Raw genomic sequence first — 13,569 nt, 5'->3', positions numbered from 1 at the left:
GACAGGTTAGCGCCGCCGTCCGTGCTCAGTCGCGCAGGAACCCGGCGTCGGCGAGGGCCCGCCGGACGTCGTGCTGATGATCGTGTCCGCGGGTCTCGACGCTCACCGTCACCTGCACCTCCCCGAGATAGAGGTCGTCGGCGACGCGCGAGTGCACGACGTCGAGCACGCTCGCCCCCAGATCGCGGAGCAGTTCGAGGAGAGTGACGAGACCACCCGGCCGGTCGGAGACGGTCGCCGTCACGGTGAGAAAACGTCCGGCGGCGGTCAGGCCGTGCGTCGTGACATGGCGCAGCAGCAGCGGATCGATGTTGCCGCCGGACAGCACGACGCACACGGTCCCCGACAGGGCGAGCCGTCCGCTCACGGCCGCCGCCACCGCCGCGGCCCCGGCGGGCTCGACCACCAGCTTGGCCCGCTCGAGCATCAGCAGCAGCGCGGTGCTCAACTCCTCCTCGCTGACCGTGACGACCCGGTCCACGAACTCGGTGACATGCGCGAACGGGACCGCCCCCGGGGTCGCGACGGCGATGCCGTCGGCCATCGTGTTCATCGCCGCGACCGGCATCGGCCGTTCCTCGGCGAGCGATGTCGGCCAAGCGGCTGCCTGAGCGGCCTGCACGCCGATCACCTCGACCTCGGGACGTCGCAGACGCACCGCGGCGGCGACGCCGGCCAGCAGTCCACCGCCGCCGAGCGGCACCACGATCGTGGCGACATCCGGGATCTGCTCCAGGATCTCCACCCCCACCGTCGACTGTCCGGCCACGATGTCGAGATGGTCGAACGGATGGATCAGGGCCGCGCCCGTGGCCTCGGCATGTCGCTGTGCCTCGACGAGCGACTCGTCGACCGTCGATCCCGCCAGCACCACCTCGGCGCCATAGGCTTTGGTGGCGGCGATCTTCGGCAGCGCGGCACCGGTGGGCATGTAGACCCGCGACGCGATGCCGAGATCCGATGCCGCCCAGGCGACTCCCTGCGCGTGATTGCCCGCACTGGCCGCGACCACCCCGCGCGCGCGTTCCGCCGCCGACAACCGGGAGATGCGCAGGTACGCGCCGCGCGGCTTGAAAGACCCGGTGCGCTGCAGATTCTCGCACTTGAGCCACACCTGGGCCCCACTGCGCTCGGACACCACCCGCGAGGCGATCGTCGGCGTCCGCCGGATCACCCCCGACAGTTCCGCAACGGCCCGGTCGACGTCGGCGGCAGTCAGCAACATGGGCACCAGTATCCGCCCCGGGTCAGCGCAGCGCGTTCTCCAGATCGCCGAGGATGTCGTCGATGTCCTCGATGCCCACCGAGAGGCGGACGAGGTTGGCCGGCACCTCGAGCAGCGATCCGGCGGTCGAGGCGTGCGTCATCGCGCCGGGGTGTTCGATCAGCGACTCGATGCCGCCGAGCGATTCGGCGAGCGTGAACACCTCGGTGCGCGCGCAGAAATCCTTGGCGTCGTCGAGGCCGCCCTTGACCAGCACCGAGACCATTCCGCCGTAGCGCTTCATCTGCTTACCCGCGACCTCGTGTCCCGGATGGTTCGCCAGACCCGGGTACAGGACGGCGTCGATCTTGGCGTGGCCGTTCAGGAACTCGACCACCCTCTCCGCGTTGTCGCAGTGCCGATCCATCCGCACCCCGAGGGTCTTGATGCCGCGCAGCGTCAGGAATCCGTCGAACGGTCCGGGAACCGCACCGGCACCGTTCTGCAGGAACGCGAACGCCTCGTCGAGCTCCTCGCTGTCGGTGACCAGTGCGCCACCGACGACATCCGAGTGCCCGCCCAGGTACTTGGTCGTGGAATGCAAGACGACGTCGGCACCCAGCACGAGTGGCTGCTGCAGGTACGGCGAGGCGAAGGTGTTGTCGACGACGAGCTTCGCGCCGGCCTCGTGCGCGACGGCGGCGAGAGTCTCGATGTCGCCGACGTTGAGCAGCGGGTTGGTAGGCGTCTCGGTCCAGACCAGCTTGGTCTCCGGCCGGATGGCGTCGCGCACCGCGGCGACGTCGGACACCGGGGCCACCGAGTAGGTGATGCCCCACTGGCTGAAGACCTTGTCGATCAGCCGGAACGTCCCGCCGTAGGCGTCGTTCGGGATCACCAGATGATCGCCCGGCCGCAGCGTCGACCGCAGCAGGCAGTCGGTGGCCGCCATACCGGAGGCGAAAGCCCGTCCGTAGGTGCCGCTCTCGAGAGCGGCGAGGTTGGCCTCGAGGGCGCGTCGGGTCGGGTTGCCGGTGCGTGCGTACTCGAACCCGTCGCGCAATCCGCCGACACCGTCCTGGGCGAACGTCGAACTCGCGTAGATCGGGACGTTCACCGCGCCCGTCTGGGGATCCGGGTCGTAACCGGCGTGGATGGCGCGGGTCGAGAAGCCTTGCCAGCGAACCGAGTCCGCTGCGCTGCGTCGTTCACTCACGGTGGTGCTCCTATCCGACGATCGGGTGGCTCGACACGAAGGCGAGCAGGTCGTGGCGCGTGATCACGCCGATGGGCTTGCCGTCTTCGACGACCATGAGCGCGTCGCAGTCGCCGAGCGCCTTGGTGGCCGCCGACACCGGTTCGCCGGAACCGATGAGCGGGAACGGCTCCCCCATGTGTGCCGACACGGGGTCGGCGAGGCTGGCGCGACCTTCGAAAACCGCGCTGAGCAGATCACGTTCGGTGACCGCGCCCGCGACCTCGCCGGCCATCACGGGCGGCTCGGCACCGACGACCGGCATCTGGGACACGCCGTACTCGCGGAGGATCTCGATCGCATCGCGCAGCGTCTCCTGCGGGTGGGTGTGCACGAGGTCGGGCAACGCGCCCGTCTTGCCGCGCAACACATCCCCGACGAGCGATTCCTTGGTGTTGGAGTCGAGCGGGGTGCGCAGGAACCCGTAGCTGCTCATCCACTGGTCGTTGAAGATCTTCGCCATGTAGCCGCGACCGCCGTCGGGAAGCAGGACGACGACCACGGCGTCGGGACCCTCACGCTCGGCGATCCGAAGGGCCGCGACGACCGCCATCCCGCACGAACCGCCGACCAGCAGTCCCTCTTCGCGTGCCAGTCGCCGCGTCATGTCGAACGAGTCGGCGTCGGAGACGGCGATGATCTCGTCGGGGATGGCCGGGTCGTAGGCCGAGGGCCAGAAGTCCTCACCGACGCCCTCGACCAGGTACGGCCGACCGGTCCCGCCGGAGTACACCGACCCCTCGGGATCGACGCCGACGACCTTCACCGCGCCGTCGGAGATCTCCTTGAGGTACCGGCCGGTGCCGGTGATCGTGCCGCCCGTGCCGACGCCCGCCACGAAGTGCGTGACCTTGCCGTCGGTGTCGGCCCAGATCTCGGGACCGGTGGTCTCGTAGTGACTCTGCGGACCGGCCGGGTTGGCGTACTGATTGGGCTTCCACGCGCCGTCGATCTCGGTGACCAGGCGGTCGGAGACGCTGTAGTAGCTGTCCGGGTGGGACGGCTCGACCGCGGTCGGGCAGACCACGACCTCGGCGCCGTAGGCACGCAAGACGTTGCGCTTGTCCTCGCCCACCTTGTCCGGGCAGACGAACACGCACTTGTACCCGCGCTGCTGGGCGACGAGTGCCAGACCGACGCCGGTGTTGCCCGACGTCGGTTCCACGATGGTCCCACCCGGCTTCAGCTCACCCGACGCCTCGGCGGCGTCGATCATCCGCACGGCGATACGGTCCTTGCTGCTACCACCGGGATTGAGGTACTCGACCTTGGCGGCGACCAGGCCCGATCCGGGTGAGGTCACCGAGTTCAGTTTGACCAGCGGGGTGTTGCCCACCAGGTCGACGACGTGATTGGCGATGCGCATGTGTCCATGGTCCCAGAGTCGGTCCCGGAGTCGCCGCGGACCCCGACACCCGGCCGACGAGCGGACCGGGCGGCCGCGCCCGAGCCTCTAAACTGGCACCCGTGTCCGGTTCGAGCCGCAAGATGACCGCCGAGAGAATCATCCGGGACGTGGGAGCCACGGCTGCTGCGACCGCCGGCGCGGCGGGTGCCGGATGGGCGGCCTACAACCTGCTGAACAGTCAGGCGGCCGAGGCCCGAGTGGTGATCCCGCACCGCACCGACAACGCCCCGGACGGTGACGGCGTGTACCGGCCGGACGGCACCAGCGAGCGCTTCACCCGCGACACCGTCTACGACCTGTACCTCGTGGTGTTCGGCGATTCGACAGCCGCCGGGCTGGGTGCCGAGACGTCCGAGGAGACGCCGGGGGTACAGATCGCCCGCCGGGTCGCCACGGAGACCGATCAGGTGGTCCGCTACGCCAACAAGGCCATCGTGGGAGCGACGTCGAAAGGTCTCGCCGCCCAGATCGAGGCCATGTTCGTCCACCACGAGCGACCCGACGTCGCCGTCATCCTCGTCGGCGCCAACGACGTCACCGCCCGCAACAGTCCGCTTCCGTCGGCACGCAGGCTCGGTGAGGCGGTCCACGCACTCGTCGACGAGGGCGCGAAGGTGGTCGTGGGTACCTGCCCGGACTTCGGGGTGGTCACCGCGATCCCCCAGCCGCTGCGAATGGTGTTGCGACGCTGGGGACTCACGCTGGCCGCGGCGCAGCGGTCGGCGGTCCGTGCCGCCGGGGGCCGTCCCGTGCCACTCGCCGACCTGCTGACCGAGGAGTTCCTCGCGCGCCCCGAACACATGCTGTCGCCCGACCGCTTCCATCCATCGGCCGCGGGGTACGAGCTGGCCGCCGACATCCTCGTGCCCGAGGTTCTCGCCGCGATCGGCGAATGGGGACCGACGCCGCTGCCCGAACCGCCCAAGGTGTCCGAGGCCGTCGAAGAAACACGGCTCGTCACACGTGTCAGGAAGCTGTTCGCAAGCTCCTGACCGGCATCTTTCTGCGCACGTCGACCGTGCGACCAAGCAGATGCTTGGTGCGGTAGTTTTGAGGTATGCCTGAAGCTGTCATCGTCGCCCATGCCCGTTCCCCGATCGGCCGCGCCGCCAAGGGATCCCTCAAAGACGTCCGGCCCGACGAACTGTCGCGCCAGATGGTCGAAGCCGCTCTCGCCAAGGTGCCCGAGCTCGACCCCGCCCTGATCGAGGACATCCACTGGGGCATCGGTCAGCCCGGCGGACAGGGCGGCTACAACATCGCCCGGGTCATCGCGGTCGAGCTCGGTCACGACCACATCCCCGGTGTCACGGTGAACCGCTACTGCTCGTCGTCGTTGCAGACCACCCGGATGGCACTGCACGCGATCAAGGCCGGCGAGGCCGACGTCCTCATCTCCGGCGGCGTCGAGAGCGTGTCGAGCTTCGGGATCTCCGGTGGCGCCGACGGCGCGCCGAACTCGAAGAACCCGCTCTTCGACGATGCCATGGCCCGGACCGAGAAGGCCGCTGCCGGCGATGCCGGGATCTGGCACGATCCCCGCAAGGACGAGCTCATCCCCGACGTGTACATCGCGATGGGCCAGACCGCGGAGAACGTCGCGTCGTTCACCGGCATCTCCCGCGAAGACCAGGACCGGTGGGGCGTGCTGAGCCAGAACCGCGCCGAGGACGCCATCAAGTCCGGCTTCTTCGAGCGCGAGATCGACCCGGTCACGCTTCCCGACGGCTCCCTCGTCACCACCGACGACGGCCCCCGCGCCGGCACGACCTACGAGAAGATCTCACAGCTCAAGCCGGTCTTCCGTCCCGACGGCACCATCACCGCGGGCAATGCGTGCCCGCTCAACGACGGCGCCGCGGCGCTGGTCATCATGAGCGACACCAAGGCGAAAGAACTGGGCCTGACGCCGCTCGCCCGCGTGGTCGCCACCGCGGCGACCGGCCTGTCACCGGAGATCATGGGCCTCGGCCCGATCGAGGCGATCCGCAAGGTGCTCAAGGTCTCCGGGATGTCGCTGTCGGACATCGACCTCGTCGAGATCAACGAGGCGTTCGCCGTTCAGGTCCTCGGGTCGGCCGCCGAACTCGGCATCGACCACGACAAGCTGAACGTCTCCGGCGGTGCGATCGCGCTCGGGCACCCGTTCGGAATGACCGGCGCCCGCATCACGACCACTCTGCTCAACAACCTTCGTACCCACGACAAGACCTTCGGCATCGAATCGATGTGCGTGGGCGGCGGTCAGGGTATGGCCATGGTGCTGGAGCGCCTCAGCTGAGCAGTGCTGGAGCGCCTCAGCTGATCGAGGTCGTCTCCGTCTCGTCGACACCCCTCGCCGCGTCAGGTCCTCGGACCGCGACGCTGCGGGGGGTTGTTCGTCGGTAGACGAACCATGCGATGACGACCGCGCCGACAATGTAGATCTCGGCGGGAATCGCCCAGACGTTGTTCGTCGCGGTGTTGTCGTGGATGTAGTACTGCGAGATATGCCCGGCGAGGTCTCCGCCGTAGCTGATCGCCAGCGCCCAGACAGCGGCGTCGAGCCATCCGCCACGGTTGGCCACGCGGAAGCAGAGCACGCCGAGGACGCCCACGGCGATGTCGTTCCACCCGAGTTCCCACTGGAACATCGACGGAATGAAATCCGGTCCGATGCCTTCGGCGATCTCGGGCGCGTTCGGTCCGACGTGCCCGATGCCGGCGAGGATGCCGAACGCACCTCCGGGTACGAGAATCCAGAGCAGCACGAGTTCGGCTGCGCGGCCGAGAGTGCGTCGCCGCACCGATCGGTCCACCAGTATGTGCACCACGGCGCCGATGATCATCAGCGCCAGCTGAATCAGAAAGAACACCATGTCCGCACGGTAGAACCGCTGCGGCGGGTTGGCCCCCGCAAACGCGATCGGGCGGCACAGTTTGTCGCCATCCGGCCCGGACACGCCGGCGGCCCCGCACCTCAGAGGTGCGGGGCCGCGGGCGTCGGACGACTAGTCGGAGTTGAAGTAGGTCAGCAGGCGCAGGATCTCGACGTAGAGCCAGACCAGGGTGACGGTCAGGCCGAGAGCGACGCCCCAGGCGGCGCGGTCGGGTGCGCCGGCGCGGATCAGACGATCGGCGGCGTCGAAGTCCAGCAGGAAGCTGAACGCGGCGAGAGCGATGCAGACCAGCGAGAAGATGATCGCGATCGGGCCGCCGTCGCGGAGCACCCCGGCCTCGCCGGTGAACAGGCCGATGACCAGGTTGCCGAGCATCAGGACCAGGACACCGATCATGCCGGCGAACAACATGCGGGTGAAGCGCGGCGTCACGCGGATCGCGCCGACCTTGTACACGAACAGCATGCCGAAGAACACGCCGAAGGTGCCGAGGACAGCCTGTCCGATCAGGGCTCCGGCCGAGGTGTCACCGGCGACGGCCCAGTTCGCGAAGACGAACGAGATGGCGCCGACGAACAGGCCCTCGAACGCGGCATAGGCCAGCACGATGGCCGGGTTGTCCTGCTTGCGCCCGAAGCTCGCCACCAGGACGAGGACGAGACCGGCGATGGCACCGACCAGCATGAGCGGCGTGGCGAGAGCTGCCTGGGCGGCCTCGGTCGCGCGGCTGCTGATCGCGAAGTAGGTGGCCACGGCAGCCACCGTCAGCACCCCGAGGGTGATGGCGGTCTTCGTGACGACGTCGTCGATCGTGAGCTGACGGGTGGCCGGCGGTGCCGGCTGGGTGTAGGGGTCAGTGGCCTGACCGTATTGATTGACCGCGGCGCCGGCGCCGGCCATGCCGGCCCCGAAACCCGCGTACCCGGACTGATTGTCGCGGACCACGCCGCGCATCACCGGATTGCTGCTTTCTCGCACGAAGCGCTCCTTAATCGGTACGGATGTATACCGTCTCAACGTCGGGCCTTTCCTGTGAGTTCCCTGACGAGAACGCGGAACGACCGAGTCGACGTCGACTTTACCGACTCTTGACTCTTCTGTCGTCGAAGACCCGTCGTGGAGTCACTCCACGCCTTCGCGCAGCGTCCGCAACCGGCTGCGGACAGCGGCCTGATCCAAGCCCTCCCCGGTCCCGAGTGCGGCCCGGCCGAGGAACATCGCGGTCAGCATGGACTCCGCCCGCGCGAAGTCGTCGCCCCATGCGAGGCCCGGTTTCGCGAGCATCAGCGAGGCGATCCCGTGGGCCGCGGCCCAGAACTCGAGGACGATGTCCGCGATCTCCGCGGGGTCGAACACGTCGAGGTCGGCCAGCTCGGTCACCGTGGCGACGAACCGGGAGTAGGCACTGGCGGCGAGCACCTCGTCGACCTTCGACGGATGCCCTTCGGGAGTGGGTTTGCCGAACGCCACGCGATAGAGAACCGGCGTGGCGACGGCGAATCGTACGTACGCCATCCCCTGGTTCAGCGCTCGTTCGAAGGCGTCGTCGATGCCCTCCGACGCGGCGGCCATCTCGTCGTCGAGGCGCTCGAAATACCGGGCGCACACCGCGTCGAGAAGCGCCTCCTTGTCGGCGAAGTGCAGATAGATCGACGGCGGCGTGACCCCCACACGGTTGGCGACCGCGCGGATCGACATCGCGGTGTCGTCGCCGTTCTCCACCAGCAACTCACCGGCGGCCTCGATGATCTCCTCGGCGAGGATCTCCCCCGAACCGCGTGGTGATCTCGCTCGTCTGCGTGTCGTCACTGCACTCCTGAACCTGTCCTGCCGCCGTTCATCCGCCTCTGTGGGGTATTCGGTGTCAGGCCCTCGTCGGCGCGGTGTCGGGCGCCGGTTTCTCGGCGGGATGCCCGACCTCCGGGGCTTCCTCGGTCAATCCGATCCGATCGTGCAGCCGTCTCAGCGGACCAGGCGCCCACCAGTTCGCCCGCCCGGCCAGACGCATGAACGCGGGGACGAGGAACATCCGGATGATCGTCGCGTCCATCAGGACGGCCAAGGTGAGGCCGACCCCGAACATCCGCATGAACGACACCTCCGACGCCGCGATGGCGGCGAAGACGATGCTCATCAGCAGAGCCGCGGCCGTGATGACCCGCCCGGTGCGGGCCAAGCCCAGGGCCACCGCGTGGTCGCTGGCCGCGCGGGTCCGGTCCGATCGCAACCACTCCTCGCGAATCCGTCCCAGGAGGAACACCTCGTAGTCCATCGACAAGCCGAACGCGACGCAGAACAGCAGCACCGGCATGGTCGCACTGAGGGTGCCGGTGGCGGTGGTCCCCAGTCCGCCGAGGTGCCCCTCCTGGAAGAACCAGACCATCGCGCCGAACGTCGCCGACAGCGACAGGACGTTGAGGACGAGCGCCTTCAGGGGAAGAACGACGCTTCCGGTGAAGAGAAACAGCAGCACGAACGTCGCGATCGCGATCAGGCCGAGCACCCACGGCAGATGCGCGTAGATCGACCCGACGGTGTCGTCGGTGGCGGCGGCGAGCCCGCTGAACAAGGTCTCCGTCCCCGTCGGCTGTGGCACCGCCCGCAGCTCGTCGAGCTGGGCGATCCCCGACTCGCTCATCGGGTCGCGGTCGGTCGAGACCTGCAGGACATGGACGTCGCCGCGGCTGTCGTCCGGACTGCCGGGGGCGGCCTGCGCACCCCGGACGAAGGTGCCGGCCGACGACCCTGCGGAGTTCACGTCGCCGACCGTCGACAGGGCGCGGGTGTAGGCGGCCAGGGTCGCGTCGTCCACGGGCCCGCGCACGACGACGGTGACCGCTGCGGACAGATCGTCCTCGTAGTCGTCGCGGATCTCCTGCTGGATCGCGTGCGCACTCGCCGACTCGGGCAACACCCGGTCGTCGGGGAACCCCAGCTTCATCGACAGGAACGGCGCGCCGAGAACCAGCAGGAAGACCGTCACGACCGCGGCGACCGGCAGTGCGTGGCGCAGCACCCACTGCACGAGCCGGTACCACCAGGTGTCCTCGGGTTCGACGGGCCGAGCCGGCGGCAGTCGCAGCAGGCGTCGGAGTGGCTTCCGGGCGTCGAGGGCGTCGATGCGATCACCGAGGAGCATGAGCACGGCCGGCGTCAGTACGAGCGCCGACACCGCGGCCACGACCACGACGCCGAGGCCCGCGAACGCGAAGGACCGCAGGAAGTACTGCGGGAACAGCACGAGCGCGCTCAGCGACAGGGCGACGGTCACCGCGGAGAAGGCGACGGTCCGCCCGGCCGTGGCCAGGGTCCGGACGATCGCGTCGGGCCGGCTCAGGCCGTGCTCGACCTCTTCCCGGTATCGCGTGAGGATCAGCAGCGTGTAGTCGATCGCGAGCGCGAGACCCAGTGCGGTGGTGAGGTTCAGGGCGAACACGGAAACGTCGGTGACCGATCCGATCACCCGGAGGAGCGCGAAGGTCAGGATGATCGACACGATGCCGATGCCGACGGGGACAGCCGCGGCGAGCACCCCGCCGAAGATGAAGATCAACACGATGAACGTGATCGGGATCGCGATCGCCTCGGCGATGAGCAGGTCCGCGGCGGTCTGTTCGTTGACCTGCGCGAAGACGAGTCCCTGGCCACCGACCTGCACGGTGATCCCGTCCCGGACACCGGCCAAGGCGTCTTCGATCTCCTCGGCGTGGGCTGGTGCCGAGTCCTCGCCCCCGTCGAGCGACGCGATGATCAATGTCGACGTCCGGTCGCGACTGACCAGCGCGGAGTCGAGCGCCGGATTGGCCCACACCGACAGGATCTGGTCCTGCACGTACTGGTTGCGGTTCAGGACGGCGACGATGTCGTCGCCGACCGCTCGGGCCGTCGGGTCGCGCGAGATGTCGACGCCATCCGGCCCGTCGAGCTTGAGGACGACCTGGACCCCGCCCCGGTTGAACGTCTCGTCGAGGACCTTCTCGGCTCGGGCCGACCCCGAATTCGGGTCGCTGTAACCGCCTGCGAGCAGGTGTTCGGCCGCGGTGGCGCCGTACGCCCCGCACACCACCAGCAGGATGAGCGCACCCAGCAGCACTCGTTTGGGCATGGATATGACCAGCCGTGTCGCTCTGACCAGCATGCGGACCCCTGTCGCGTCGGTCGACTTTACGGCGTTAAGTTATCAGCAGTAATTTAGGCGGTCAAGGACGCTTCTGCCGGTTGCGGCATCCCCAGTCCGCGTCGGACGGTGCGCAGTTCGCGTTCGATCACCGTCGACTCCGATCCGAGCAGGCCGGTCGCCCGCGCGATCTCCCGCAACCGGACGGCGGGGCGTGCGACATCGACGAGATGATGCAGTGGCGTCCGGCGCAGACCCATCCGCCGGGCGACCGGCCGCTCGACCCACCGGGTGCTGATGGCCGAGAACGACGACATCAGCAGGGGCCTGGTGAGTGCATCCACCGCGGAGACCAGGAGCCCGGGGACCGGTATGGGGGCGGCACCGTGCACGACGCGCGGGAGGTCGTAGCCCTCGCGGAGCAATGCCTTGATCAGGACCTTGGCCGAGTCGTCGGGTTGCAGCTCGAATTCTCCTGCCACAGCGAACAACTCAGTGGCCGCGTCATGCGTCGGCGGCAGCAGGTCGTCATCGACGCCGATGACCCAGCCGATCCAGCGCCAGAGATGGGTGATCGCCTCCCGCTCGGCGCTGCTGTAGTGGATGCCGAAATCCCGTGCGACGACGAGGGGTAGGGCGAGGAAGCCGCACGAGATGGTCATCACCGAGTACGTCTGGTTGATCGGCGCGCCCCACTCGTCTTCGTCCCAGCCCCGGCCGTCCTGTTCCGACGCCCCTCCTCCGGGTGGGTGTCGCAGAATGTCGCGGATGTAGGCGTGCAGGAGCCGAATACGCAGTGTCGCAACCCAACCGGGACGACCCGGGAGCATCGAACCGGGAGCCGTCGCCTCGGCGACCCAGCGCGCCGTCGACTCGACCCGATCACGAGTCCCCGATCCCAGTCGGCCCGTGGCGACGAGCGGACGGACGAAACCCTGGGCCTTGAACCCGTAGATCAGCGACTGGTACAACGTCGACGACTGCAGGGTCCCGAAGCGCCACCACGCGCGGGCGCCGGCCTCGGCCCAGGCGGCATCGAACCACGGCGGTGGGGTGCTCGCGACCTGCAGCAGATGCACCATCGAGCTCGGCATCTCGAGATGGTCGGGATCGGACGCCGTGTCGGCGTCGCGCTCTTCCAGCAGCGTGACCAGGGTGGAGAACGAGATGCCCCGCTCCCTCGCCTCGGCGATCACCGCGTCGGCAAGCGGGTCGCCCTGTATCAGACCCGCCTCGAGACGCTCGACGATGGCGGGATGCCGTTCTCGGACGGCTTCCCAATTGCGTGCCCCGGTCACTGCTGCCGCGTCCATGCCTCATGATGGCCCCGGCTTCGAGGCCGGTCAAGGATGCTTCGACTCCCAGACTTCGACTCGACCGGCAGACGTCGATCGAAGTCTGGCGGTCGAGTTGAGGTCTGGCGGTGGCGACGCCGGACCACAGGGCAGCCGCCACGGCGCCGGCTGACTATGCTCACCAGGGGCACCGTCGTCGCGCGGACCCTGCGCCCCCATAGCCCAATTGGCAGAGGCAGCCGACTTAAAATCGGCACAGTGTCGGTTCGAGTCCGACTGGGGGCACTCACGGCCGGGCGTTTTCGCTGTCTCGAGTCGCCGTTTCCGGCGCCCGTCCACGTTCGTCGACCCGATCCGCGTCGATCAAACGCATGGCCGTTCAGCCGAATACGTGCGTGGACACCGCTCCGATCCCCACGGTTACATGACTGCCGGTGGTACCGAACGACTCTCGGGACCTTCCGAGTCCGTTGCGGCCCATCGAGACCACTCAGGACGACCCGTCGGGGGAACAGATGAAGATATTGATGCGTGGGGCGATGATCGCCCTCTTTCTCGTCGTCGCACTTGTCACGCCGGTCCATGCGGCGAATGCCGTACCGACCGGGTGCAGTGACCGCGACATCGCGCAGGGAAATGCCGAGGCCCGGTCACTGAACGCTCGCATCGCGGCGCACAACTCCAAGCCGAGACAGTTCCGGATTCCGGAGCAGCAACTACAGGCCACCGCCTACCAGGCCGAGGCCAATCGACTGAACACCGAACGTGCGGCCCTCGTCGCCTGGGCCAACGGGTGCCGCGTACACCTGCAGGGAATGGGCCCCGGCTCCGGCGGTCCACACCGGCCGAGCACTCCCCCACCGCCGCAGCGGCCGGGCACCCCGGCGCCGTCGGTCACCAATCCGACGCCGGGTTACCCGGCGCCACAGCGCTACCCGTACAACGACAAGATCTCGAGCGACCGCACCGACCGGACGACCCTCACGCGGACCACCCGATTCCGGGACGGCGGCGAAGTCAACCTGACACGGATGCAGGGTCGCGCGGCGACCGGTATGAACGCCGCCATCACTCCGAACATGCTGCGGACCGGCACTCCGAGTACGCGCTCCGTCACTCCGCCGGGGTACCGGCCGGGCCTGGAACGCGGACACCTGCTCGCCAACCGGCTCGGCGGTCTCGGCGGCGACGCCCGGAACATCGTGGCCCTGAGCAATGCGGCCAACACCCGCATGCGGGTCCTCGAGAATCGCATCGCTCGTGTCGTCGCGAGGGGCGAAGCCGTCCACTACAGTGTGACCCCGATCTACGGGAACGGGTACAGCCGTCCGCCCACCGACATCGCCGTCGGCGCATTCGGCGTCCGGGGCGGTATCGCTCATTTCGAGATCATCCCGAACGTGAGGTGACC

11 protein-coding genes and 1 tRNA gene are annotated in these 13,569 nt (G+C 68.5%); 4 read left to right on the top strand and 8 right to left on the bottom strand.

What is annotated here, in order from left to right; genetic code table 11:
* Window positions 1–25: 25 nt before the first annotated feature.
* Genes ilvA through ABIC25_RS03955 form a run of 3 tightly spaced genes read right to left on the bottom strand, consistent with a single transcriptional unit; the run spans window position 26 to window position 3,825 of the window.
* Window positions 26–1,225: a threonine ammonia-lyase gene (ilvA, locus tag ABIC25_RS03965; RefSeq protein WP_101819165.1), complete on the bottom strand. Its 1,200-nt coding sequence runs from the start codon at window positions 1,223–1,225 to the stop codon at window positions 26–28.
* 22 nt (window positions 1,226–1,247) lie between these two features.
* On the bottom strand, window positions 1,248–2,420 hold the full coding sequence (locus ABIC25_RS03960) for a cystathionine gamma-synthase (RefSeq protein WP_354560061.1): 1,173 nt from the start codon (window positions 2,418–2,420) through the stop codon (window positions 1,248–1,250).
* A gap of 10 nt (window positions 2,421–2,430) precedes the next feature.
* A complete protein-coding gene (locus ABIC25_RS03955; protein ID WP_354560059.1) occupies window positions 2,431–3,825 on the bottom strand; it encodes a cystathionine beta-synthase in 1,395 nt (464 codons plus the stop codon).
* A 122-nt stretch (window positions 3,826–3,947) separates the two neighbouring features.
* Here ABIC25_RS03955 and ABIC25_RS03950 point away from each other — a divergent pair, with 122 nt between their 5' ends.
* Window positions 3,948–4,859, top strand: coding sequence for an SGNH/GDSL hydrolase family protein (locus ABIC25_RS03950; protein ID WP_354560330.1), 912 nt, complete (start codon window positions 3,948–3,950; stop codon window positions 4,857–4,859).
* Between the two features lie 65 nt (window positions 4,860–4,924).
* A complete protein-coding gene (locus ABIC25_RS03945) occupies window positions 4,925–6,148 on the top strand; it encodes an acetyl-CoA C-acetyltransferase (protein WP_064569274.1) in 1,224 nt (407 codons plus the stop codon).
* Between the two features lie 16 nt (window positions 6,149–6,164).
* Here ABIC25_RS03945 and ABIC25_RS03940 read toward each other — a convergent pair whose 3' ends face one another.
* From ABIC25_RS03940 to ABIC25_RS03920, 5 genes are all read right to left on the bottom strand, one after another.
* Complete coding sequence (locus tag ABIC25_RS03940) at window positions 6,165–6,725, bottom strand: DUF6790 family protein (RefSeq protein ID WP_033203765.1); 561 nt, start codon at window positions 6,723–6,725, stop codon at window positions 6,165–6,167.
* A gap of 132 nt (window positions 6,726–6,857) precedes the next feature.
* On the bottom strand, window positions 6,858–7,724 hold the full coding sequence (locus ABIC25_RS03935; RefSeq protein ID WP_004020932.1) for a Bax inhibitor-1/YccA family protein: 867 nt from the start codon (window positions 7,722–7,724) through the stop codon (window positions 6,858–6,860).
* 144 nt (window positions 7,725–7,868) lie between these two features.
* Window positions 7,869–8,555, bottom strand: coding sequence for a TetR/AcrR family transcriptional regulator (locus ABIC25_RS03930; protein ID WP_239400625.1), 687 nt, complete (start codon window positions 8,553–8,555; stop codon window positions 7,869–7,871).
* A 55-nt stretch (window positions 8,556–8,610) separates the two neighbouring features.
* The gene (locus ABIC25_RS03925) at window positions 8,611–10,884 is read right to left on the bottom strand and encodes an MMPL family transporter (RefSeq protein WP_354560057.1); all 2,274 of its coding nucleotides are present in this window, start codon (window positions 10,882–10,884) and stop codon (window positions 8,611–8,613) included.
* A 53-nt stretch (window positions 10,885–10,937) separates the two neighbouring features.
* Window positions 10,938–12,176 carry an oxygenase MpaB family protein gene (locus tag ABIC25_RS03920; RefSeq protein WP_354560056.1) on the bottom strand — a complete coding sequence of 413 codons (1,239 nt, stop codon included), beginning with the start codon at window positions 12,174–12,176 and terminating at the stop codon, window positions 10,938–10,940.
* Between the two features lie 193 nt (window positions 12,177–12,369).
* Between ABIC25_RS03920 and ABIC25_RS03915 the strand changes: the two genes are divergently transcribed.
* Window positions 12,370–12,443: transfer RNA gene (locus tag ABIC25_RS03915), tRNA-Leu, on the top strand.
* Between the two features lie 230 nt (window positions 12,444–12,673).
* Window positions 12,674–13,567 (top strand): DNA/RNA non-specific endonuclease, encoded by an 894-nt coding sequence (locus tag ABIC25_RS03910; protein WP_354560054.1) that lies wholly within the window; start codon window positions 12,674–12,676, stop codon window positions 13,565–13,567.
* Window positions 13,568–13,569 lie beyond the last annotated feature (2 nt).

The sequence above is a fragment of the Gordonia sp. PvP123 genome (assembly GCF_040547295.1).
GTDB lineage: Bacteria > Actinomycetota > Actinomycetes > Mycobacteriales > Mycobacteriaceae > Gordonia > Gordonia terrae.
This window is presented reverse-complemented; position numbering and strand designations above follow the sequence as displayed.

What these genes read in the sequence shown, in the direction of transcription:
- ilvA (WP_101819165.1), bottom strand. Translation starts at nt 1,225, where the DNA reads ATGTTGCTGACTGCCGCCGACGTCGACCGGGCCGTTGCGGAACTGTCG.
- ABIC25_RS03955 (WP_354560059.1), bottom strand. Translation starts at nt 3,825, where the DNA reads ATGCGCATCGCCAATCACGTCGTCGACCTGGTGGGCAACACCCCGCTG.
- ABIC25_RS03950 (WP_354560330.1), top strand. Translation starts at nt 3,948, where the DNA reads ATGACCGCCGAGAGAATCATCCGGGACGTGGGAGCCACGGCTGCTGCG.
- ABIC25_RS03945 (WP_064569274.1), top strand. Translation starts at nt 4,925, where the DNA reads ATGCCTGAAGCTGTCATCGTCGCCCATGCCCGTTCCCCGATCGGCCGC.
- ABIC25_RS03940 (WP_033203765.1), bottom strand. Translation starts at nt 6,725, where the DNA reads ATGGTGTTCTTTCTGATTCAGCTGGCGCTGATGATCATCGGCGCCGTG.
- ABIC25_RS03925 (WP_354560057.1), bottom strand. Translation starts at nt 10,884, where the DNA reads ATGCTGGTCAGAGCGACACGGCTGGTCATATCCATGCCCAAACGAGTG.
- ABIC25_RS03920 (WP_354560056.1), bottom strand. Translation starts at nt 12,176, where the DNA reads ATGGACGCGGCAGCAGTGACCGGGGCACGCAATTGGGAAGCCGTCCGA.
- ABIC25_RS03910 (WP_354560054.1), top strand. Translation starts at nt 12,674, where the DNA reads ATGAAGATATTGATGCGTGGGGCGATGATCGCCCTCTTTCTCGTCGTC.